This is a genomic window from Variovorax davisae, from assembly GCF_030316845.1.
Taxonomy (GTDB): domain Bacteria; phylum Pseudomonadota; class Gammaproteobacteria; order Burkholderiales; family Burkholderiaceae_C; genus Variovorax; species Variovorax davisae.
In genome coordinates, this window is record NZ_JASZYS010000018.1 from 134,968 (window position 1) to 156,045 (window position 21,078).

The window sequence follows — 21,078 nt, forward strand, 5'->3', positions numbered from 1 at the left end:
ATGAGGGTCCTCCAGGTCAGCGCCGAACTGTTTCCCCTGCTCAAGACCGGAGGGCTGGCCGACATCGCCGGCGCGCTGCCGCTGGCGCTGATGGCGGCCGGCCAGGAGGCGCGGGTGCTGCTGCCGGGCTTCCCGGCCATCCTCGCCGGCGTCGCCGATGCGGCGCCGGTGGCCGAGCTGACCGCGCCCTGGGGCGAGCGGGCCAGGCTGCTGCTCGGGCGGATCGCCACCGCCGGCGCACCCGACACGCCGGCCTACGTCATCGACGCGCCGGCGCTCTACGACCGCCCCGGCAACCCCTACGAGGACCCGCGCCGCCAGCCCTATGGCGACAACCACCGTCGCTTCGCGCTGCTCGGCTGGGCCGCGGCACAGCTCGCCCAGGGGCTCGACCCCGGCTGGCAGCCCGACATCGTCCATGCGCACGACTGGCACGCGGCCCTGGCGCCGGCCTACATGGCCTTCGCACCGCGCGGGCAGCACCCGCGCGTCGGCAGCGTCTTCACGGTCCACAACCTGGCCTACCAGGGCCTGTTCGCCGCTTCGCATTTCGCCGAGCTCGGCCTGCCGCCCGCCGCCTTCTCGATCGACGGCCTCGAATACCACGGCCAGTTGTCGTTCATGAAGGGCGGCCTGTGCTTCGCCGACCGCATCACGACCGTGAGTCCGACCTACGCGCGCGAGATCCAGACGCCCGAGCAAGGCTGCGGCCTCGACGGCCTGCTGCGCCGCCGGGCCGGGGTGCTGACCGGCATCCTCAACGCGGTCGACGACCAGGTCTGGAATCCGGCCACCGATGCCTTGATTCCGCACCGCTACGACCTGCGCCGGATGACCGGCAAGGTGCGCAACAAGGCGGCGCTGCAGGCAGAGCTCGGCCTGGCGCCGCAGACCCATGCCCCGCTGTTCGTGCTGGTCAGCCGGCTGACCGAGCAGAAGGGCCTGCACCTGGTGCTCGAAGGCCTCGACGCGCTGCTGGCCCAGGGCGGACAGCTGGCCCTGCTCGGCAGCGGCGATGCCTCGCTCGAGGCCGCCTTCCGGCAGCGCGCCGCCGACGCACCGCAGTCGGTCAGCGTCACGCTGGGCTACAGCGAATCGACCGCCCATCGCCTCTTCGGCGCCGGCGACGTCACGCTGGTGCCCTCGCTCTTCGAGCCCTGCGGCCTGACGCAGATGTACGGGCTCAAGTACGGCAGCCTGCCGCTGGTGCACCGGGTCGGCGGCCTGGCCGACACGGTGGTCGACGCGACGCTCGAGGACATGGCCGGCGGCCAGGCCACCGGCTTCTCGTTCGACGCCTTCGGCCACGAAGGCTACGCGCGCGCGCTGCGCCGGGCGTTCGCGCTCTACCAGCGCCCGGCCGACTGGCGCGCCGTGCGAGCCAACGCCATGCGCCGCCCCGCCGACTGGGGCAGCGCCGCCGCCGACTACCTCGGCGTCTATGCCGAAGCCCTCCCACGCGAATCACCATGACCATCGAAGACTTCAAATACGACCACCCCGATCGCGACGTCGCGGCCTTCAAGCGCGCGGTCGCCAACAAGCTCATCTACGCGGTCGGCAAGGACCCGTTCGCCGCCAGCCCCGACGACTGGCTGCACGCCACCGCGCTGGCGGTGCGCGACCAGCTGGTCGAGCGCTGGATGGGCACCACCCGGGCGCAGTACGCGCAGAAGCTCAAGCGCGTCTACTACATGTCGATGGAGTTCCTGATCGGGCGCACCTTCACCAACGCGCTGCTGGCGCTCGAGCTGCAGGGCACCGTGAAGCAGGCGCTGGCCGACTTCGGCGTCGACATCCAGGCGCTGTCCGAGCGCGAACCCGATGCCGCCCTGGGCAACGGCGGCCTCGGCCGGCTGGCGGCCTGCTTCCTCGACTCGATGGCCACGCTGGGCGTGCCGGGCATGGGCTACGGCATCCGCTACGAGTACGGCATGTTCCGCCAGCGCATCGTCGACGGCCAGCAGGTCGAGCAGCCCGACTACTGGCTCACGCGCGGCAACCCCTGGGAGTTCCAGCGGCCCGAAGTGAGCTTCAGGGTGCGCTTCGGCGGCCACGTGCAGCGGCGCGAGGGCACCCACGCGCCCTATGGCGCGGCCAACTGGGTCGACACCCACGACGTGCTGGCGATGGCCTACGACACCATCATCCCGGGCTACGGCACGCAGGCCACCAACACCCTGCGCCTGTGGTCGGCCAAGGCCACCGAGGAGATCGACCTGTCGGCCTTCAACCGCGGCAACTACATGGAGGCCGTGGAAAGCAAGAACCATTCAGAGAACGTCTCGCGCGTGCTCTATCCCGACGACTCCACGCCCTCGGGCCGCGAGCTGCGGCTGCACCAGGAATACTTCTTCGTCAGCGCCAGCGTGCAGGACCTGCTGCGCCGCTACCTGCGCAACCACACCACCTTCGACGACCTGCCCGATCAGGTCAGCATCCACCTCAACGACACCCATCCGGTGCTGGCGGTGCCCGAGCTGATGCGCCTGCTGATCGACGAGCACAACCTGCCCTGGGACACCGCCTGGGCCCACACGCAGAAGGTCTTCAGCTACACCAACCACACGCTGATGCACGAGGCCCTCGAGACCTGGCCGGTCGAGATGTTCGGCCGCATCCTGCCGCGCCACCTGCAGATCCTGTTCGACATGAATTCGCGCTTCCTGGCCGAAGTCACCCAGGCCCACGGGCACGACGTCGAACTGCTGCGGCGGCTCTCGCTGATCGACGAATCGGGCGAGCGTCGGGTGCGCATGGCCTACGTGGCGGTGCTCGCGAGCCACTCGGTCAACGGCGTCTCGGGGCTGCATTCGGAGCTCATGAAGCAGTCGATCTTCGCCGACTTCAACAGCCTGTTTCCCGAACGCTTCAACAACAAGACCAACGGCGTCACGCCGCGCCGCTGGCTGGCGCAGGCCAATCCGCCGCTGGCGGCCCTGCTCGACGCCCGCATCGGCCGCGGCTGGCGGCGCGACCTGACGCAATTGCAGGCGCTGCGGCCGATGGCGCAGCAACCGGCCTTCGTGCGGGCCTTTCGCCATGCCAAGCGCGAAAACAAGCTGCGGCTGGCCAACTGGGTCGACGAGCACCTGCGCATCGACATCGACACCGACGCGCTGTTCGACGTCCAGGTCAAGCGCATGCACGAGTACAAGCGGCAGCTGCTCAACGTGCTGCACGTGGTCACGCGCTACCACCGCATCCTCGCCGATCCGACGGCCGGCCACGTGCCGCGCGTGATCGTCTTCGCCGGCAAGGCGGCCTCGGCCTACCAGATGGCCAAGCTGGTGATCCGGCTGATCAACGACGTGGCCAAGGTGATCAACGAGGACGAGCGGGTCGGCAAGCTGCTGAAGGTGGTGTTCCTGCCCAACTACAGCGTCAGCCTGGCCGAGATCATCATGCCCGCGGCCGACCTGTCGGAGCAGATCTCGACCGCCGGCACCGAGGCCTCGGGCACCGGCAACATGAAGTTCGCGCTCAACGGCGCGCTGACCATCGGCACGCTGGACGGCGCCAACGTCGAGATGCGCGACAACGTCGGCGCCGAGAACTTCTTCATCTTCGGCAACACCACGCCGGAGGTGGCCCAGATCCGCGCCACCGGCTACCACCCGCGCGGCATCTACGAGGCCGACCCGGAACTGCAGCGCACGCTCGACAGCATCCGCGACGGCCTGTTCTCGCCCACCGAGCCGGCACGCTACCAGCAGATCTTCGACGCCCTGGTGAGCTGGGGCGACCATTACCTGCTGCTGGCCGACTACGCGAGCTACGTCGAGGCCCAGGCCCGGGTCGACGCGCTCTACCGCGACGCCGATGCCTGGACGCGGATGGCGATCCTCAATGTGGCGGGCATGGGGGAGTTCTCGTCGGACCGCACCATCGCGCAGTACGCGCACGACATCTGGAAGACCCGGCCGGTGGCGCTGGGCCCGGCCGCGGAGGCTGCTACGGCTTCTTCGGCGGCGCCTCGGTGACGAAGCCGATGCGGCTCAAGCCGGCCTTGTTGGCGATGCCCATCAGCTCGACCACGCGGCCGTAGGGCACGCTCTGGTCGGCGCGCAGCTGGACCTCGGTGTCGCGGCTGTCGGCCGCGGCCTTGGCCAGGCCGGCGGCCAGCTCGTCGGTGCCGACCGCCTGCTCGTTCAGGTAGACCTTGCCGCCGGCGTCGACCACCAACGTGACGAACCTGGGCGTGTCGTTGGGCTGGCCGGCATCTGTGCGCGGCAGGTCGAGCTTGATCGAGCTGGCCATCAGCGGCGCCGTGATGATGAAGATCACCAGCAGCACCAGCATCACGTCGACCAGCGGCGTGACGTTGATGTCCGACAGCGGCCGCTGGCCGCCGGCGCCGGTCGAGCGCCCGCCGCTGGCGGCGCTGCCGAGCGAGGTGCGACCGAAGGCCATGCGGGCTCCCTGCGCCTAGACCGGCATCGGCCGCGCCGGCGGCAGGGCGGCCTCGGGCGACGCCGGATCGCCGAACATGCCGAGCAGGTCGTGGGCGAAGCCTTCGAGTTCGGCCTCGATGCGGCCGACCACCCGGCCGAAGACGTTGTAGGCCAGCACCGCCGGGATGGCGACCGCCAGGCCGAAGGCGGTCATGATGAGCGCCTCGCCGACCGGCCCCGCCACCTTGTCGATGGTGAAGCCGCCGGTCTCGGCGGCAATGCCCGCCAACGCACCGTAGATGCCCCAGACCGTGCCGAGCAGCCCCACGAAGGGCGCCGTGGCGCCGACCGTGGCCAGCAGGATCTGGCCGGCCTGCAGCCGGCGCAGGGCCGCGTGCAGGGCGTCGCGCAGGATCCGCGTCAGGCGCTGCGTGCGGTCGACCTTGGCGCCGAGCGTCGCGCCCTCGGCCGGCTGCGCCAGCCGGTTCAGGGCGCGCACCGCCGGCAGCACCATCAGCGCCCGGTCGACGGGCTGCAGGCGCGCCTCGGCATCCTGCAGCGAGGCCGACTGCCAGAAGGCCGTGATGCTGCGCAACACGTCGCGCGTGCCGCCGCGCAGCAGCCAGGCCTTCCAGAGGATCACGACCCAGCTCGCCACCGACATCGCGAGCAGCAGCGCCGCCACCGTGCGGCTGACGCCGTCACCGTGTCGAAGCAGCTCGAAAACACTCATCCGCTGCTCAGCGCAGGCCGAGGACGTCAGACATGTCGAACAGGCCCGCCTTCTGCCCGGCCAGGAAGCGCACCGCGCGCAGGCTGCCCTGGGCGTAGGTTGCGCGGCTGGACGACTTGTGGCTGATCTCGATGCGCTCGCCGGTGCCGGCGAACAGCACGGTGTGGTCGCCGACGATGTCGCCGCCGCGGATCGCCGCGAAGCCGATGGTCGAGGGATCGCGCTCGCCGGTGATGCCCTCGCGCGCATAGACCGCGCAGTCCTTGAGGTCGCGGCCCAGCGCCTGGGCGATCACCTCGCCCATCTTGAGCGCGGTGCCCGAGGGCGCATCGACCTTGTGCCGGTGGTGGGCCTCGATGATCTCGATGTCGTAGCCGGTGGCGAGTGCCTTGGCCGCCATCTCGAGCAGCTTGAGCGTGACGTTGACGCCGACGCTCATGTTGGGCGCCATCATGATCGCGATGTCCTGGGCGGCATCCGCGATCTCGGCCTTCTGGCCGTCGCTGAAGCCGGTGGTGCCGATCACCATCTGCACTCCCAGTTCGCGGCACACCGCCAGGTGCGCGAGCGTGCCCTCGGGCCGCGTGAAATCGATCAGCACCTGCGCATCGGCCAGGCCGGCGCGCAGGTCGGAAACGATCGGCACGCCGCTGGCGGCACCGAGGAAGGCGGCCGCGTCGGTGCCGATCGCCAGGCCACCGGCGACATCCAGCGCACCGGCCAGGCGGCAGTCGGGCGCCTCGCGCACGGCCTCGATCAGCATGTGGCCCATGCGGCCGGAGGCGCCCGCGATCGCGACGCGCCGAAGTGGGGAATGGGAAGCGGAAGAGTCGGTCACGCGTTTCAGCCTCTGGCAATGCGGAAGAACGGGAAGGAGCGGGCGGGCCGGAGTGGCCGGCCAAGGCGCGCGCTCAGCGTGTCGATTCGAGCGGCGGGTAGACCGCCGGCAGCGGCGCCTGCGGCGCGGCAGGGGCCGGCTGGCTGTCCGCCGGTTTTTCCTTGGGCGGATCGAATTTCTTGAGCTGGTCGTCGGTCGCCTCGAGCGGCGGCACCGAGCCACGGCGCTTGCGGGTGTCGAGCTGGGCGACGAATTCCTCTTCGCTCGGCATCGGGTCGCCCTCGAAGCGTTCGAGCAGCTCGCCGTTGAAATACAGAGTCAGGCGGCGCTGCTGGGCCTCCACGCCCTGGCGCCGGATCGTGAACACGTAGTCCCAGCGGTTGGAATGAAAGACATCGGTCAAGAGCGAGGTGCCGAGGATTTCGCGCGCCTGCTGGCGCGACATGCCAGGCTTGAGGGCCTCGACCTGCTCCTTGGACACGAAATTGCCCTGGACCACCTCGACCTTGTAGGGCGTGACGGCCGTGAGCGCACCGCGCGCGCTGTTGCCGACACTGCTGCAGGCGCCCAGGCAGAGGCTCGCGGCGACAGCGCCGAGGAGCAGCCATGGGCGGCGTTGGGTAATGGCAGGCATGGGAAAAGGGTTGGGCGATATGATCGAATCATTGTAGCGGCTGGCCCCCGGCGGGCCTCTCCCGCCAGGCCGGCGGAGGAACGACCCATGGGCAACATCGACGAACTCAAGAACACCGGCCTCAAGGCCACCCTGCCACGGCTGAAGATCCTCGAGATCTTCCAGAACGGCAGCCAGCGGCACATGACTGCGGAAGACGTCTTCCGCGTGCTGCTCAACGACCACTCCGACATCGGCCTGGCCACGGTCTACCGCGTGCTGACGCAATTCGAGCAGGCCGGCATCCTCGAGCGCAGCCACTTCGAGAGCGGCAAGGCGGTCTACGAACTCAACGAGGGCAAGCACCACGACCACCTGGTGTGCACCGCCTGCGGCAAGGTCGAGGAGTTCTACGACGCCGAGATCGAGCGCCGCCAGCAGATGATCGCCAAGGACAAGGGCTGGATCCTGCAGGACCACGCCATGTCGCTCTACGGCCTGTGCGCCGACTGCGTGAGCAAGCGCTGACTCTCGCTCGCCCGGTCGCGGGTCAATCGTCGTCGCGCGCGCTTTCCATCGCCTTGTGGTGGCGCGCGACGAAGTCCGCATAGGTGTCGATGCCGCGCAGCTGCAGGATCGAATTGCGCACCGCGGCCTCGACCAGCACGGCGATGTTGCGGCCGGCCACGACCTGGATGATCACCTTGCGCACCGGGATGCCCAGCACGTCCTGGGTCAGCGGCGCAGAGGGCATGCGCTCGTAGTCGCGCTCGAAGCTGTCGCGCCGCACCAGGTGCACGATCAGCTTGAGCCGCATCTTCCGCCGCACGGCGGTCTCGCCGAAGATCGCCCGGATGTCCAGCAGGCCGATGCCGCGCACCTCCAGCAGGTTCTGAAGCAATTCGGGGCAGCGGCCCTCCAGCGTGGTCTGGTTGATGCGGTAGAGGTCGACGGCATCGTCGGCCACCAGGCCGTTGCCGCGCGAGATCAGCTCCAGGCCGAGTTCGCTCTTGCCCAGCCCCGACTCGCCGGTGATCATCACGCCCAGGCCCAGGATGTCCATGAAGACGCCGTGCATCGAGGTGCGCTCGGCGAAATGCTTCGACAGGTAGGCCCGCAGCAGGTCGATCACGAAGGCCGACGACTCGCGGGTCGCGAACAGCGGCAGCTGGGCCCGCTCGCAGATCGACAGCAGCTCGTCGGGCGCCGGCTGGCCGTCGGCCAGCACCAGCATCGGCGGCTCCAGCGTGACGATGCGCGCGATGCGCCGGGCGGTGTCCTGGAGGGTGCCGCGCGTCAGGTAGGCGACTTCGCGGGCGCCGAGGATCTGGACCCGGTACGGGTGGATGTAGTTGAGGTAGCCGACCAGGTCGGCGGCCGACTGGGCGCGGCTGATGACGTCGGGGTCGAACTGCCGCTCGGAGGCGCCGAGGCCGGCCAGCCACTCCCAGCGCAGCGAGCCGCGGAACTCCTCGAACATCGCATCGGCGCTGATGACGGTCGGCTTCATGTCCGAACCCGCCCGGCGCCAATGAAGCTCAAGCCACCTGTGCGGATTGCCATCCGGCGATCAGGGCGTGCAGGGCCGCCGCGTCGGTGCTGGACTTGATCTGCTCGCGCAGATTGGCATCGCTCAGCAGTTCGGCGATTTCCGAGAGTATTTCCAGATGTTTCTGGGTCGCAGCTTCCGGCACCAGAAGAAAGATCAACAGCACCACCGGCTGTTCGTCCGGGGCGTCGAAGCCGATCGCGTTGGCGAGCTGGAACACCGCGGCCATCGGCGACTTGAGGCCCTTGATGCGGCCGTGGGGAATCGCCACGCCGTGGCCCAGACCGGTGGAGCCCAGGCGCTCGCGGGCAAACAGGCTGTCGGTGATCAGGGCGCGCCCGAGACCGTGCAGGTTCTCGAACAGCAGCCCTGCTTCTTCGAAAGCACGCTTCTTGCTGGTGGCGTCGACGCTCACGAGCACTTGAGCGGGCGGCAGGATGGACGCGAGTCGGTTCATGTTGGGGCGGGGGCGATTATGCACCCACCCTGCAAAAAGCAAAGGGCCGCCTGACGGCGGCCCGCAAGAGTATTTGCCCGAACAGCGGAACTACATCACGCGCTTGGGTGCCGCGTGGTGGTGATCCTGCAGGCGGTCCTTGTGGCGCACGACCTGGCGGTCGAGCTTGTCGACCAGTTCGTCGACGGCAGCATAGAGATCAGCGTGGCTCGATTCCGCGAACATGTCGTTGCCCTTGACGTGGATATTGCATTCGGCCCGTTGCCGGCGTTCCTTTTCCTTCTGCTTTTCCACCGTAAGGATCACCTTCACATCGACCACCTGGTCGAAATGCCGGGTGATCCGGTCCAGCTTGCTCGTAACGTAGTTGCGCAAAGCAGGTGTGACGTCGAGGTGATGACCGCTGATCGTCAAATTCATGAATGACCTCCTGGAATTGACGGTTGGGGAAATAGCCGCGCCCCTGGGGTTAGAGGCGTGGCCGGGGGAAACGAGAGGGGAATGAGGGGAGGAGAGAGAGGGAAAGAGGGGGAGGGAGAGAGAGGCTTCGGTTCACTATGCCCATGCTGTCATCGAATTGCAATCCCTTCCGGGCAGGGGTCTGCGCCAGATCAAATGCAGTTTGTCACACGCTATCGATTTGATAGCCCGCAAGCGCCGGGCGGCGCGGCCGGCCGGTGCCACTGGAAACAAACCCAGGCTCCGTCGAAGGGGCTTTCGACCCCGCAGTCCGAAGGGACAGCAAGCCGTCCCCGGCCGCGCGCTCAGCGCCAGGCGGCGCGCATCCGGCTCAGCAGGTCGATGGCGGCGGCCGGCGGCGGCACGTGCGGCGCGCGCTCGGGCGGCGGCGGCCAGGTCTGCTGCTCGAAGCGCTGGGCATCGGCGGCCGGGATGAAGCGGGTGCGGCCCGCGTACAGGTGGCGGTCGCCGCGCACCGCCTGCTGCGTCACATAGAAGCGCTGCGGCACCAGCAGGTGCAGGTGGTCGCGGGCGCGGGTCATGGCGACGTACAACAGCCGGCGCTCTTCCTCGAGCTCGCGGGCCCCCTGCGCCACGTCGGCCGGGATGCAACCGTCGACCACGTTCAGCACGTGGACCGATTTCCACTCCTGGCCCTTGGCGGAGTGGATGGTCGACAGGATCAGGTAGTCCTCGTCGAGCAGCGGCGGGCCGGGGCGGTCGCTGGTGGCTTCGGGCGGGTCGAGCGTGAGTTCGGTCAGGAAGCGCTCGCGCGAGCCGTAGCCGGCGGCCAGCCGGGCCAGCTGCTCGACGTCGCCGCGCCGCACCGCGGCATCGTCGTGCAGCCGCTCCAGGTGCGGCAGGTACCATTCGAGCGCCAGTTCCATGTCGGCCGGCCAGGGCAGCCCCGGGGCGCGCAGCGCGGCGTAGGTGGCGGCGAAGCGGGCCCATTCGACCTGCGCCGCGGCCGGCGGCACGAAGTCCTGCAGCGCGGCGCCCGGGTCGCCCGCCTGGTCCATGGCGTCGAGCAGCCGCGCCGAGCTCACCGGGCCGATGCCCGGGATCATCTGGGTGACGCGGAAGCCGGCCATCCGGCCGCGCGGATTCTGGGCGAAGCGCAGCACCGCGAGCAGGTCCTTGACGTGGGCCGCCTCCAGGAACTTGAGGCCCCCGTACTTCACGTAGGGGATGTTGCGCCGCGCCAGCTCCAGTTCCAGCGCGGCGCTGTGGCTGGAGGTGCGGAACAGCACCGCCTGCGACTTCAGCGCCAGCCCGCCCTCGCGATGCGCCAGCACCCGGTCGGCGACCCAGCAGGCCTGCTGCGCCTCGTCGGGCACCAGCACCAGCTGCGGCCGGCCGGCCGAGGGCTTGTCGGTCCACAGGGTCTTGGCGTGCCGCTCGGCGGCGCCGGCGATGAGCGCATTGGAGACGTCGAGGATCGGCTGGGTCGAGCGGTAGTTGCGCTCCAGCGTGACGATCCGCGCCGGCTGGCCGAACTGCTGCGGGAAGTCGAGGATGTTGCGGACCGTGGCGCCGCGGAACGAATAGATCGACTGGGCGTCGTCGCCGACCACGGTCAGGCCGCGGCCGTCGGGCTTGATGGCGCGCAGGATGGCCGCCTGCAGCAGGTTGGTGTCCTGGTATTCGTCGACCAGCACGTGGTCGAAACGGCCCCCCACCTGCGCGGCCAGCGCGGGCTCGGCGACCATCGCCGACCAGTAGAGCAGCAGGTCGTCGTAGTCGAGCACCTGCTGCTGCTGCTTGGCCTCGACGTAGGCGCCGAACAGCCGCTTGAGCTCGGCCTCCCACTCGGCGCACCAGGGGAAGGCCTCTTTCAGCACCTCGGCCAGCGGCGCGCAGGTGTTGACGGTGCGCGAATAGATCGACAGGCAGGTGCCCTTCTGCGGAAAGCGCCGCGTGCTGGACGACAGGCCGAGGTCGTGGCGCACCAGCCCCATCAGGTCCTCGGCGTCGCCGCGGTCATGGATGGTGAAGTTCTCGCCCAGGCCGATCTGCGCCGCGTATTCGCGCAGCAGCCGGGCGCCGATGCCGTGGAAGGTGCCGGCCCAGGGCAGCGCCGGCGGCGTCTGCGAGGCCAGCCCCAGCACCCGCTGCAGCACCTGGCCGGCGCGGCGCTCCATCTCCTGCGCCGCGCGGCGCGAGAAGGTCAGGAGCAGCAGGCGCTGGGGGTCGGCGCCGCCGGCGATCAGGTGGGCCACGCGGTGCGCCAGCGTGCTGGTCTTGCCCGAGCCGGCACCGGCGATCACCAGCAGGGGCCGCGGGTCCTGCTGCGCCGGCGCCAGGGCGGCGTCGACGCCGTGCAGGACCGCGGCGCGCTGGGCGTCGTTGAGGGTCGCGAGCGCTTGCGCCAGCCGCTCGGCCTGGCTTCCGGCCGCCGGAGGAAGAGGGGTTGCGAGGCGCTGCATCGACGCAACTGTACTGTATGTCCGTCCAGTCGGACAGCGGCGGCGCCGGGGACCGGATGACATAATCGCGCCTCGCTGCAACCGGAGACCCACGCATGGAAATCGATCCGTCTCGGCAGCTTTCACTTCCCCTCTGACGCGCCGTTGGCGAGGGAGTTGAAAGCGCCCCGCCCCTCGCCCCAACGCCAGACATTTCAAGGGAGTGAGCCATGCTCAACATCTTCACGCTTGCCAACGGCCGCCTCGTCCAGGAAGAGATCGAGGCCCTGGAAGAGCTTTCCAAGTTCCAGCCGATCTGGGTCGACCTCGAATCGCCGACGGTCGAGGAAAAGCGCTGGATCAAGCAGTACTACGGCCTGTCGATCCCCGAAGACGCGATGGACGAGGACATCGAGGAGTCGGCCCGCTTCTACGAGGAGGACAACGGCGAGCTCCACATCCGCAGCGACTTCCTGATCGCCGACGACGAGAACCCGCGCTCGGTGCGCGTCGCCTTCATCCTGAACCAGCACAACACCGAACTGCGCAGCCGCGGCGTGCTGTTCTCGATCCACGACGAGGACGTGCCGGTGTTCCGGCTGCTGCGCATGCGCGCGCGGCGCGCCCCGGGGCTGATCGAGGACGCCAAGGAAGTGCTGCTGAAGCTGTTCGACGCCGACGCCGAGTACTCGGCCGACACGCTCGAGAACATCTACGACGAACTCGAGATCGCCGGCCGCAAGGTGCTCTCGGGCAACGTCAGCGACGAGCTGGCCGGCGAGGTGCTGGGCCTGATCGCGCGCCAGGAAGACTTGAACGGGCGGATCCGCCGCAACGTGATGGACACCCGCCGCGCCGTCAGCTTCATGATGCGCAGCCGGATGCTCAACGCCGAGCAGTTCGAGGAGGCGCGGCAGATCCTGCGCGACATCGAGTCGCTGGACAACCACACGGCCTTCCTGTTCGACAAGATCAACTTCCTGATGGATGCGACCGTCGGTTTCATCAACATCAACCAGAACAAGACCATCAAGATCTTCTCGGTGGCCAGCGTCGCGCTGCTGCCGCCGACCCTGATCGCCAGCGTCTACGGCATGAACTTCAAGTTCATGCCCGAGGTCGACTGGAGCTATGGCTACGCCTATGCGATCGTGCTGATGATCGCCAGCGCACTGGTGCCGATGTGGTACTTCCGCCGGCGCGGGTGGCTCAAGTAGCCTCGCCCTCTTTGGCGGGCGGCGGGAGTGTCGCCAGCCAGGCATCGACCAGTGCCAGGCTGTAGCGGCTGGCGACCACCGAGACGAAGCGCGTGAAGTCGCCGTGCGCCTCGTCGTCGGCGCGGTCGGAGATGGTGCGCACCGCGGCGAAGGGCACGCCGAAGTCGTGGCACACCTGGGCCACCGCGGCGCCCTCCATCTCGACCGCCAGCGCGTCGGGCAGGTCGCGCCGCAGCGCGCTGCTTTCGGCGGCGGTCGAGACGAAGCGGTCGCCGCTCACCAGCAGGCCGCGGTGCACCGCGGGCGCCGCCAAACCGAAATCCTCGACCACCTTCTGGCCCAGCAGGCCCACGGTGTCTGCCAGCACGGCGGCAGCCGCCGCGGCCAGCGCGTCGCTGATCGCGGTGTCGGCCGCGAAGCGCGCATGGCCGGTCAGCGGCACCTCGTACTTGGGGAAGATCGGCGAGGCGTCGAGGTCGTGCTGCAGCAGCCGGGTGGCGACCACCACGTCGCCGACCTGGACGCCCGGCGCCAGCCCGCCGGCGACGCCGGTGAAGACGATCGCCTGCGCCTGGAAGCGCTCGAGCAGCACGGTGGCCGTGAGCGCGGCCGCGACCTTGCCGATGCGCGACAGCACCGCCACCACCGGCTGCCCCTGCAGGTGGCCGACCCAGAAGTCGCGCCCCGCCACGCGCACGCGCTGCTCGTCCGGCATCTGCGCCAGCAGCGCAGCCAGTTCCTCGTGCATCGCGGCGACGATGGCGATCGTCATTGCTTGATGTCCACCCCGTAGAAGGTGTGGCGCCCGAAGGGGCTCAGCTTGAAGTCCACGACCTCCTTGCGCACCGGCTTCAACTGCACCGCGTGCGCGATCGTGAACCAGGGCGCCTGCTCCTTGAAGACCACCTGGGCCTTCTTGTAGAGCGCTTCGCGCTCGGCCTGCTTGGGCACGTTCTTGGCCTTCACGACCAGCTCCTCGTACGGCTGGTAGCAGAACTTGGCGACGTTGCTGCCGTTCGACTGCGCCGAGGCGCAGCCCAGCAGCGTGTACATGAAGTTGTCCGGATCGCCGTTGTCGCCGGTCCAGCCCAGCATGCCCATCTGGTGCTCGCCGGCCTGCATCCGCTTGCGGTACTCGCCCCACTCGAAGGTCTTGATCTCGGCCTTGACGCCGACCTTGGCCAGGTCGGCCTGCATCAGCTCGGCGATGCGCTTGGCGTTCGGGTTGTAGGGCCGCTGCACGGGCATCGCCCACAGGTCGGTCGTGAAGCCGTCCGGGTAGCCGGCCTGCGCCAGCAGCTTCTTGGCCGCGTCGGGATCGTAGGGATCGTCCTTGATCGCGTCGTTGTAGGACCACATGGTCGGCGGGATCGGGTTCTTGGCGGCAACGCCGGTCGTCAGGTAGACGCCGTCGATGATGGCCTTCTTGTTGATCGCCATGTTGAGCGCCTTGCGCACCCGCACGTCGTCGAAGGGCTTCTTCTGCGTGTTGTAGGCCAGGTAGCCGACGTTGAGGCCGGCCTGCTCGAGCACCTGCACGTTCGGGTCCTTGCGGATCGCGTCGAGGTCGGCCGGGTTCGGGTAGGGCATCACGTGGCATTCGCCCTTCTGCAGCTTGGCCCAGCGCACCGAGGCATCGGGCGTGATGGCGAAGATCAGGTCGTCGATCTTGGCCTTGCCGCCCCAGTACTGCGGGAAGGCCTTGAAGCGCACGATCGCGTCCTTCTGGTACTGCACGAGGTAGAAGGGGCCGGTGCCGATCGGGTCCTGGTCGATCTTCTCGGGCGTGCCGGCCTTGAGCATCGCGATCGCGTATTCCTTCGACTGGATGCCGGCGTAGGGCATCGCGAGGTTCGCGAGGAACGGCGCCTCGGGCTTGTTGAGCACGAACTTGACCGTGTGGTCGTCGATGCGGTCGATCGACTTCAAGAGCTTGGGCATGCCCATGTCGTTGAAGTACGAGTGGTTCGGGCTGGTGACCTTGAAGTAGGGATCGTTCTCCTTCCACTGCCGCTCCATCATGAAGATCACGTCGTCGGCGTTGAAGTCGCGCGTCGGCTTGAAGCTCTTGGCCGTGTTGTGCCACTTGACGCCCTGGCGCAGCTTGAAGGTGTATTCGGTGCCGTCGGGGGAGATGGTCCAGCTCTCGGCCAGGCCGGGCACGACCTTGGTGGTGCCGCGCTCGAAATCGACCAGGTTGTTGTAGACCTGCGTGGTGGCATCGAAGGACGTGCCGGTGGTGTTCACCGCGGCATAGAAGTTCTCGGGACTGCCCTCGGAGCAATACACCAGGGTCTTGGCCGATGCGCTGCCGCAGGCCAGCGCGATCGCGGCCGGCGCCAGCAGCGCGGCCGCGCGGAGGCGGCGCGAGAGAGGGGACGTGGTGGGCATGTCGTTCGACTCCTTCAAGGTTGAGACCGCGAAAACGCGGACGGGGAAACATCGGCTGGCAGGAATTTCTCGGCGTGATGGCAGGCCACGAGGCGTTCGTCGAGCAGGCGCGGCAGCGGCCGCTCGCTGCGGCAGCGCTCGGTGGCATGCGCGCAGCGGGTGTTGAAGACGCAGCCCGGCGGCGGTGCCAGCGGCGAGGGCAGCTCGCCCTTGAGCACGATGCGCTCGGCCGCGAGACCGGGCGTCGACGCCAGCAGCGCCTGGGTGTAGGGGTGCAGCGGCCGCGCGAAGATGCGCGCCTTGGGACCCTGCTCGACCGCATGGCCCAGGTACATCACCAGCACGTCGTGCGCGATGTGGCGCACCACGCCGAGGTCGTGCGAGATGAAGAGATAGGACAGGCCGAGCTCGGCCTGCAGGTCGGCCAGCAGGTTCAGCACCTGGGCCTGGATCGAGACGTCGAGCGCCGAGACCGGCTCGTCGGCCACCAGCAGGCGCGGGCCGAGCATCAGGGCCCGCGCGATCGCGATGCGCTGGCGCTGGCCGCCCGAGAACATGTGGGGGTAGCGGTTGGCGTACTCGGGCCGCAGGCCGACCCGGGCCAGCATGTCGCGCGCCCTGGCGGCCCGCTCGGTCTTGCCGAGCGTGGTGTTGATCGCCAGCGGGTCCTCCAGCACGGAGGAGATCTTCTTGCGCGGGTTGAGCGAGCCGTAGGGGTTCTGGAACACCAGCTGCACCGCCTGGCGCAGCTCGCGCCGGCGCTCGTGCGGCGGGTCGACCGCGTCGTGGCCGACCAGCTGCAGCGAGCCCGCGCTCGGCTTCTCGATCAGCGCCACCATGCGCGCCAGCGTGGACTTGCCGCAGCCGGATTCCCCGACCACCGCCAGCGTGCGCCCCTTCTCGACCTTGAACGAGATGTTGCCGACCGCCTGCAGCTGCGCCGGGGCGCGGAACAGGCCGCGGCGCACCGCGTAGACGCGCTGCAGGTCCTGCGCCTCGACCACCCATTCGGTCATCGCACGAACTCCACCACCCGGGCGCCATCGCGCGCCAGCGCCGCCTCGCGCTGCGGATCGCCGAGCGCGTAGTGGCAGCGCACCTGGCCGCCCATCCAGTCGCGCAGCTCGGGCCGCACGGCGCGCGAATGCGCGGTCGCGTAGCTGCAGCGCGGCGCGAACAGGCAGCCCGCGGGCCGATCGTGCAGGCCCGGCACCACGCCCGAGATGGTGGCCAGCCGGCCTTCGCCGGCCGCGCGCTCCGGCAGCGCCGCCAGCAGCGCCGCGGTGTAGGGATGCTGCGGCGCCGCGAACAGCTCGGCCACGCCGCGCTCCTCCATCACCTGGCCCGCATACATCACGGCCACGCGCTGCGCCATCTCGCTGACCACGCCCATGTTGTGGGTGATCAGCACCAGGCCCATGCCGCGCTCCTTCTGCAGGCTGCGCAGCAGGTCGAGGATCTGGGCCTGGATCGTGACGTCGAGCGCGGTGGTGGGCTCGTCGGCGATCAGCAGCTTGGGGTTGCAGGCGATCGCCATCGCGATCATCACGCGCTGGTTCATGCCGCCGGACAGCTGGTGCGGATAGCTGCCCAGGCGCGTGGACGCCGCCGGGATGCCGACCTGCTCGAGCAGGCCGGTGGCGCGCTTCTTCGCTTCGCGCTTGTCCAGGCGCAGGTGCAGGCGCAGCGTTTCCATCAGCTGCCAGCCGATCGTGAAGCAGGGGTTGAGGCTGGTGGTCGGCTCCTGGAAGATCATCGCGACGTCCTTGCCGACCAGGCCGCGCCGGGTCTGGTCCGATATGCCGAGCAGGTCGTGGCCGTCGAAGCGCAGGTGCTGCGCCCGCACCCGCCCGGGCCAGCCGATCAGGCCCATCAGCGCCATCATCGTGACGCTCTTGCCCGAGCCGGATTCGCCGACGATGCCGAGCACCTCGCCCTGCTCCAGCCGCAGGCTCACGCCGTCGACCGCATGCAGCGTGCCGCCCTGGGTCGGGAACTCCACATGGAGGTCGCGGATGTCGAGGAGGGCCATGTCAGCGTTTGAGTTTGGGGTCGAGCGCATCGCGCAAACCGTCGCCCAGCAGGTTGAAGGCCAGCACCGCGGCCAGGATCGCCAGCCCCGGAAAGGTCACGACCCACCAGGCGCGCAGCACGAACTCGCGCGCATCGGCCAGCATCGTGCCCCACTCGGGCGACGGCGGCTGCGCGCCGAGGCCGAGAAAGCCCAGCGCCGCGGCGTCGAGGATCGCGGTCGAGACGCCCAGCGAGGCCTGGACGATCAGCGGCGCGGCGCAGTTCGGCAGCACCTCGCGGAACATCAGCCGCAGCGTGCCGGCGCCGCTCACGCGGGCCGCCGTGACATAGTCGCGCGAAACCTCCGAGATCACGGCCGCCCGCGTGATGCGCACGTAGTGCGGCAGCACCACGACGGCCACCGCGAGCATCGCGTTGATCAGGCCCGGGCCGAGGATGGCGACGATCACGATCGCCAGCAGCAGGCTGGGCAAGGTCAGCACCACGTCCATCAGCCGCATGATCGCGATCTCGAGCACGCCGCGGAAGAAGCCCGCGACCAGGCCCAGCGCGATGCCCGCCGCAGCCGAGATCGCCACCACGGCGATGCCGATCGACAGCGACAGCCGGGCGCCGAACATCAGCCGCGAAAGGATGTCGCGCCCGATCGCATCGGTGCCCAGCAGGTGCGCGGCCGTGCCGCCCTCCTGCCAGGCCGGCGGCCGCAGGAAGGCGCTGCTGTCGGTCTGGTTGGGCGCATGCGGCGCGATCCACGGCGCCAGCAGCGCCACCAGCAGCAGCAAGGCGATCACGGCCAGGCCGATCACCGCGCCGCGGTTGGCCGAGAACGAGCCCCAGAACTCGCGCCAAGGGCCGGGGGGCGCGGTGCTTTTCTCGACCACCAAGGTGCTTGCGCTCATCGACGGATCCTCGGATTGATGAGCCCGTAGGCGACGTCGACCGCCACGTTGACGGCCATCACGATCACCCCCAGCAGCAGCATGCCGCCCTGCAGCACTGGGTAGTCGCGCCGGCCGATGGCCTCGATCAGCCATTTGCCGACGCCGGGCCAGGAGAAGATGGTCTCGGTCAGGATCGCGCCGGTGAACAGCACGCCGACCTGCAGCCCGATCACCGTGACCACCGGGATCATCGCGTTGCGCAGCGCATGCAGGCCGATCACGCGCAGCGGCGCCAGGCCCTTGGCCCGGGCGGTCCGGATGTAGTCCTCGCCGAGCACCTCGAGCATGGCCGAGCGCGTCATGCGCGCGATCACGGCCAGCGTGTTGGTGCCGAGTACGATGGCCGGCAGGATGAGGTGTTGCAGCGCCGAGACGAAGGCGCCCTTCTCATCCGACAGCAGGGTGTCGATCAGCAGGAAACCGGTGACCGGCTCGATGAAATACTGCACCGAGATCCGGCCCGACACCGGCGTCCAGCCGAGCTGCACCGAGAAGAACAGGATCAGCAGCAGCCCCCACCAGAAGATCGGCATCGAATAGCCGGTGAGCGAAGTCGCCATCACGCCATGGTCGAACAGCGAATTGCGCTTGACCGCCGCCAGGATGCCGGCCGGAATGCCCAGCAGCAGGGCGAACACGATGGCGCACAGCGCCAGCTCGACCGTGGCCGGGAACAGCGCCAGGAACTCGCTCATCACCGGCTCCTGCGTGATCACCGACTTGCCGAGGTCGCCATGCAGCACGCGGCCGATGTAGATGCCGTACTGGCTGAACAGCGGCTTGTCGAGCCCGTACTCCTTGAGCAGCGCCGCGTGACGCACCGGGTCGATGCCGCGCTCGCCGGCCAGCGTCTCGATCGGGTCGCCGGGCACCAGTCGGATCAGGAAAAAGGCGAGCAAGGTCATGCCGATGAAGGTCGGCACGAGCAGGCTGGCGCGGGTCAGGATGAATCTGAACATTCATCCTCAATATGCAAGAGCGATGCCGGGGATGGTCCCCGGCCGAACCCTAACTACTTTTGCGCGTCGCGCAGTTCGCGCCGCAGGATCTTGCCGACCGGCGTCTTCGGCAGGTCGGTGCGGAACTCGATCACCCGCGGCTGCTTGTAGCCGGTCAGGTTGGCGCGGCAGTGGGCCCGCACCTCGGCCTCGGTCAGGTCGGGGTTCTTCCTGACGATCACCAGCTTGACGCCCTCGCCGGTCTTCTCGTCCTGGATGCCCACGGCGGCGCATTCGAGCACGCCCGGCAACAGCGCGACCACGTCCTCGATCTCGTTCGGATACACGTTGAAGCCCGAGACCACGATCATGTCCTTCTTGCGGTCCACGATCTTGAAGTAGCCGCGCTCGTCCGCGATCGCGATGTCGCCGGTCTTGAAGAAGCCGTCGGGGGTCATGACCTTGGCGGTCTCGTCGGGCCGCTGCCAGTAGCCGGCCATGACCTGCGGCCCCCGGACCGCGAGTTCGCCCGTGCTGCCCAGCGGCACCTCGCGGCCGTCGTCGTCGAGCAGCCTGACCTCGGTGCTCGGCAAGGGCACGCCGATGGTGCCGGTGTAGGCGATGCTGGTGGTCGGGTTGCAGGTCACCGAGGGCGAGGTCTCCGACAGGCCGTAGCCCTCGCAGATCGGGCAGCCGGTCTTCTCGAGCCAGAGCTTGGCCACCGCGGCCTGCACCGCCATGCCGCCGCCGACCGAGACCTTGAGGTTCTTCCAGTTGACGGTGTTGAACTCGGGGTGGTTCGCCAGGCCGTTGAACAGCGTGTTGACCGCCGGGAAGCTGTGGAAGGTGTGCTTGGACAGTTCCTTCAGCACCGCCGGGATGTCGCGCGGATTCGGGATCAGGATCAGCTTGCCGCCGGTGCGCATGCTCAGCATCATGTTCACCGTGAAGGCGAAGATGTGATAGAGCGGCAGCGCGCAGATGCTGGTCGGCTGCTCGCCGGCCGGCACCTTCTGCATCACGGGGTCGTTCCAGGCCTCGGACTGCAGCACGTTGGCGATCACGTTGCGGTTGAGCAGCACCGCGCCCTTCGACACGCCCGTCGTGCCGCCCGTGTATTGCAGCACCGCGACGTCGTCCGGGCCCAGCGCCGGCGCCTTCAGGGTGCGGGTGGCGCCCTTCTCGAGTGCGTCGTTGAAGCGCACCGCGCCCGGCAGGCTGAAGGCCGGCACCATCTTCTTGACGCTGCGCACCACGTAGTTGACCAGCGCGCCCTTCAGCATGCCGAGCCGGTCGCCCATCGCGGCCAGCACCACGTGCTTGACCTGGGTGGCGCCGAGGCACTGCTGCAGCGTGGTGCCGAAGTTCTCCATCAGCACGATCGCGGTGCTGCCCGAGTCCTTCAGCTGGTGCTCGAGCTCGCGCGGCGTGTAGAGCGGATTGACGTTGACCACGATCATCCCGGCACGCAAGACGCCGGCCACCGCGATCGGGTACTGCGGGCAGTTCGGCATCATGATCGCCACCCGGTCGCCCTTCACCAGGCCCAGGCCCTGCAGGTAGCAGGCGAAGGCGCGGCTCTGGTGGTCGACGTCGGCGTAGCTGACGTCCTTGCCCATGAAGCTGTAGGCCGTGCGGTCGGCGTATTGGGTGAAGCTCTCTTCCATCAGCGCCACCAGCGAGGTGTAGCGCGAGGCATCGATGTCGGCGGGCACGCCTTGCGGGTAGCTGCCGAGCCAGGGTCGATCAATCACTGTCAGTCTCCAGAACGAAATCTTGTGGGGAAATCTGCCGCCATCGTAACTTGAGCGTCGGATGCGGCACGGGCCGCGACACTGCGCGGCCCGTGGTCTTCGTGGCGCGGCCGGGTGCTACTCGATCGCCTTGGCCATGTCCTCGACCACCTTCTTGGCGTCGCCGAAGACCATCATGGTCTTGTCCATGTAGAACAGCTCGTTGTCCAGGCCGGCGTAGCCCGCGGCCATCGAGCGCTTGTTCACGATCACGGTCTTGGCCTTGTAGGCCTCCAGGATCGGCATGCCGTAGATCGGCGTGCCCTTCTGCAGCGCGGCCGGGTTCACCACGTCGTTGGCGCCCAGGATGATCGCC

General features: G+C 68.8%; 20 protein-coding genes. 4 read left to right on the top strand and 16 right to left on the bottom strand.

Translation table 11 applies throughout. The features are described from left to right. Both glgA and QTI33_RS30880 read left to right on the top strand, forming a co-directional pair. Positions 1-1,473: a glycogen synthase GlgA gene (gene glgA, locus QTI33_RS30875; protein WP_286510386.1), complete on the top strand. Its 1,473-nt coding sequence runs from the start codon at positions 1-3 to the stop codon at positions 1,471-1,473. After that, positions 1,470-3,983: a glycogen/starch/alpha-glucan phosphorylase gene (locus QTI33_RS30880; protein ID WP_286510387.1), complete on the top strand. Its 2,514-nt coding sequence runs from the start codon at positions 1,470-1,472 to the stop codon at positions 3,981-3,983. The genes glgA and QTI33_RS30880 overlap by 4 nt, the downstream gene beginning before the upstream one ends. Here the strand turns inward: QTI33_RS30880 and QTI33_RS30885 are convergent. The 4 genes from QTI33_RS30885 to QTI33_RS30900 all read right to left on the bottom strand — a co-directional run bounded on the left by QTI33_RS30885 (position 3,955) and on the right by QTI33_RS30900 (position 6,599). Further along, the gene (locus tag QTI33_RS30885) at positions 3,955-4,413 is read right to left on the bottom strand and encodes an ExbD/TolR family protein (RefSeq protein ID WP_286510388.1); all 459 of its coding nucleotides are present in this window, start codon (positions 4,411-4,413) and stop codon (positions 3,955-3,957) included. The two genes, QTI33_RS30880 and QTI33_RS30885, sit on opposite strands and share 29 nt — an antisense overlap. 15 nt (positions 4,414-4,428) lie before the next feature. After that, positions 4,429-5,127: a MotA/TolQ/ExbB proton channel family protein gene (locus tag QTI33_RS30890; protein WP_286510389.1), complete on the bottom strand. Its 699-nt coding sequence runs from the start codon at positions 5,125-5,127 to the stop codon at positions 4,429-4,431. A 7-nt stretch (positions 5,128-5,134) separates the two neighbouring features. Then, on the bottom strand, positions 5,135-5,965 hold the full coding sequence (dapB, locus tag QTI33_RS30895; RefSeq protein ID WP_286510390.1) for a 4-hydroxy-tetrahydrodipicolinate reductase: 831 nt from the start codon (positions 5,963-5,965) through the stop codon (positions 5,135-5,137). 73 nt (positions 5,966-6,038) lie between these two features. Next, on the bottom strand, positions 6,039-6,599 hold the full coding sequence (locus QTI33_RS30900) for an outer membrane protein assembly factor BamE (protein WP_286510391.1): 561 nt from the start codon (positions 6,597-6,599) through the stop codon (positions 6,039-6,041). A gap of 87 nt (positions 6,600-6,686) precedes the next feature. On the opposite strand from QTI33_RS30900, the gene fur reads away from it, so the two are divergent. Further along, positions 6,687-7,106 carry a ferric iron uptake transcriptional regulator gene (gene fur, locus QTI33_RS30905; protein ID WP_286372100.1) on the top strand — a complete coding sequence of 140 codons (420 nt, stop codon included), beginning with the start codon at positions 6,687-6,689 and terminating at the stop codon, positions 7,104-7,106. A 22-nt stretch (positions 7,107-7,128) separates the two neighbouring features. Here fur and hprK read toward each other — a convergent pair whose 3' ends face one another. From hprK to QTI33_RS30925, 4 genes are all read right to left on the bottom strand, one after another. Next, complete coding sequence (gene hprK, locus QTI33_RS30910; RefSeq protein ID WP_286510392.1) at positions 7,129-8,088, bottom strand: HPr(Ser) kinase/phosphatase; 960 nt, start codon at positions 8,086-8,088, stop codon at positions 7,129-7,131. A 28-nt stretch (positions 8,089-8,116) separates the two neighbouring features. Continuing rightward, entirely contained in the window at positions 8,117-8,584 is a 468-nt protein-coding gene (locus QTI33_RS30915; RefSeq protein ID WP_286372102.1) for a PTS sugar transporter subunit IIA, read from the bottom strand. Positions 8,585-8,674: 90 nt separating this feature from the next. Continuing rightward, positions 8,675-9,004 carry a ribosome hibernation-promoting factor, HPF/YfiA family gene (gene hpf, locus QTI33_RS30920; protein ID WP_093381418.1) on the bottom strand — a complete coding sequence of 110 codons (330 nt, stop codon included), beginning with the start codon at positions 9,002-9,004 and terminating at the stop codon, positions 8,675-8,677. A 344-nt stretch (positions 9,005-9,348) separates the two neighbouring features. Continuing rightward, positions 9,349-11,469, bottom strand: a complete 2,121-nt coding sequence (locus tag QTI33_RS30925; protein ID WP_286510393.1) for an ATP-dependent helicase — start codon at positions 11,467-11,469, stop codon at positions 9,349-9,351. A 209-nt stretch (positions 11,470-11,678) separates the two neighbouring features. On the opposite strand from QTI33_RS30925, the gene corA reads away from it, so the two are divergent. Further along, entirely contained in the window at positions 11,679-12,665 is a 987-nt protein-coding gene (gene corA / locus QTI33_RS30930; RefSeq protein ID WP_286510394.1) for a magnesium/cobalt transporter CorA, read from the top strand. Here corA and QTI33_RS30935 read toward each other — a convergent pair. From QTI33_RS30935 to QTI33_RS30970, 8 genes are all read right to left on the bottom strand, one after another. Beyond that, positions 12,658-13,437, bottom strand: a complete 780-nt coding sequence (locus QTI33_RS30935; protein ID WP_286510395.1) for a 5'-methylthioadenosine/adenosylhomocysteine nucleosidase — start codon at positions 13,435-13,437, stop codon at positions 12,658-12,660. The two genes, corA and QTI33_RS30935, sit on opposite strands and share 8 nt — an antisense overlap. Next, a complete protein-coding gene (locus tag QTI33_RS30940; protein ID WP_286510396.1) occupies positions 13,434-15,056 on the bottom strand; it encodes an ABC transporter substrate-binding protein in 1,623 nt (540 codons plus the stop codon). The genes QTI33_RS30935 and QTI33_RS30940 overlap by 4 nt, the downstream gene beginning before the upstream one ends. Positions 15,057-15,070: 14 nt before the next feature. Beyond that, complete coding sequence (locus tag QTI33_RS30945) at positions 15,071-16,072, bottom strand: dipeptide ABC transporter ATP-binding protein (protein ID WP_286510397.1); 1,002 nt, start codon at positions 16,070-16,072, stop codon at positions 15,071-15,073. Then, a complete protein-coding gene (locus QTI33_RS30950) occupies positions 16,069-17,088 on the bottom strand; it encodes an ABC transporter ATP-binding protein (protein ID WP_286510398.1) in 1,020 nt (339 codons plus the stop codon). The genes QTI33_RS30945 and QTI33_RS30950 overlap by 4 nt, the downstream gene beginning before the upstream one ends. Position 17,089: 1 nt before the next feature. After that, positions 17,090-17,989 (bottom strand): ABC transporter permease subunit, encoded by a 900-nt coding sequence (locus QTI33_RS30955; protein ID WP_286510399.1) that lies wholly within the window; start codon positions 17,987-17,989, stop codon positions 17,090-17,092. Further along, positions 17,986-18,990, bottom strand: a complete 1,005-nt coding sequence (locus QTI33_RS30960) for an ABC transporter permease subunit (RefSeq protein ID WP_286510400.1) — start codon at positions 18,988-18,990, stop codon at positions 17,986-17,988. Before QTI33_RS30960 ends, QTI33_RS30955 begins: the two co-directional genes overlap by 4 nt. Positions 18,991-19,043: 53 nt before the next feature. After that, positions 19,044-20,723: a long-chain-fatty-acid--CoA ligase gene (locus tag QTI33_RS30965; protein ID WP_286510401.1), complete on the bottom strand. Its 1,680-nt coding sequence runs from the start codon at positions 20,721-20,723 to the stop codon at positions 19,044-19,046. Positions 20,724-20,840: 117 nt separating this feature from the next. Continuing rightward, on the bottom strand, positions 20,841-21,078 hold a 238-nt coding region (locus QTI33_RS30970; protein WP_286510402.1), incomplete at its 5' end, for an NAD(P)(+) transhydrogenase (Re/Si-specific) subunit beta.

Coding starts and splice junctions, on each gene's coding strand:
- glgA (WP_286510386.1), top strand. CDS start 1: ATGAGGGTCCTCCAGGTCAGCGCCGAACTGTTTCCCCTGCTCAAGACC.
- QTI33_RS30880 (WP_286510387.1), top strand. CDS start 1,470: ATGACCATCGAAGACTTCAAATACGACCACCCCGATCGCGACGTCGCG.
- QTI33_RS30885 (WP_286510388.1), bottom strand. CDS start 4,413: ATGGCCTTCGGTCGCACCTCGCTCGGCAGCGCCGCCAGCGGCGGGCGC.
- QTI33_RS30890 (WP_286510389.1), bottom strand. CDS start 5,127: ATGAGTGTTTTCGAGCTGCTTCGACACGGTGACGGCGTCAGCCGCACG.
- QTI33_RS30900 (WP_286510391.1), bottom strand. CDS start 6,599: ATGCCTGCCATTACCCAACGCCGCCCATGGCTGCTCCTCGGCGCTGTC.
- fur (WP_286372100.1), top strand. CDS start 6,687: ATGGGCAACATCGACGAACTCAAGAACACCGGCCTCAAGGCCACCCTG.
- hprK (WP_286510392.1), bottom strand. CDS start 8,088: ATGAAGCCGACCGTCATCAGCGCCGATGCGATGTTCGAGGAGTTCCGC.
- QTI33_RS30915 (WP_286372102.1), bottom strand. CDS start 8,584: ATGAACCGACTCGCGTCCATCCTGCCGCCCGCTCAAGTGCTCGTGAGC.
- hpf (WP_093381418.1), bottom strand. CDS start 9,004: ATGAATTTGACGATCAGCGGTCATCACCTCGACGTCACACCTGCTTTG.
- QTI33_RS30925 (WP_286510393.1), bottom strand. CDS start 11,469: ATGCAGCGCCTCGCAACCCCTCTTCCTCCGGCGGCCGGAAGCCAGGCC.
- corA (WP_286510394.1), top strand. CDS start 11,679: ATGCTCAACATCTTCACGCTTGCCAACGGCCGCCTCGTCCAGGAAGAG.
- QTI33_RS30935 (WP_286510395.1), bottom strand. CDS start 13,437: ATGACGATCGCCATCGTCGCCGCGATGCACGAGGAACTGGCTGCGCTG.
- QTI33_RS30940 (WP_286510396.1), bottom strand. CDS start 15,056: ATGCCCACCACGTCCCCTCTCTCGCGCCGCCTCCGCGCGGCCGCGCTG.
- QTI33_RS30945 (WP_286510397.1), bottom strand. CDS start 16,072: ATGACCGAATGGGTGGTCGAGGCGCAGGACCTGCAGCGCGTCTACGCG.
- QTI33_RS30950 (WP_286510398.1), bottom strand. CDS start 17,088: ATGGCCCTCCTCGACATCCGCGACCTCCATGTGGAGTTCCCGACCCAG.
- QTI33_RS30955 (WP_286510399.1), bottom strand. CDS start 17,989: ATGAGCGCAAGCACCTTGGTGGTCGAGAAAAGCACCGCGCCCCCCGGC.
- QTI33_RS30960 (WP_286510400.1), bottom strand. CDS start 18,990: ATGTTCAGATTCATCCTGACCCGCGCCAGCCTGCTCGTGCCGACCTTC.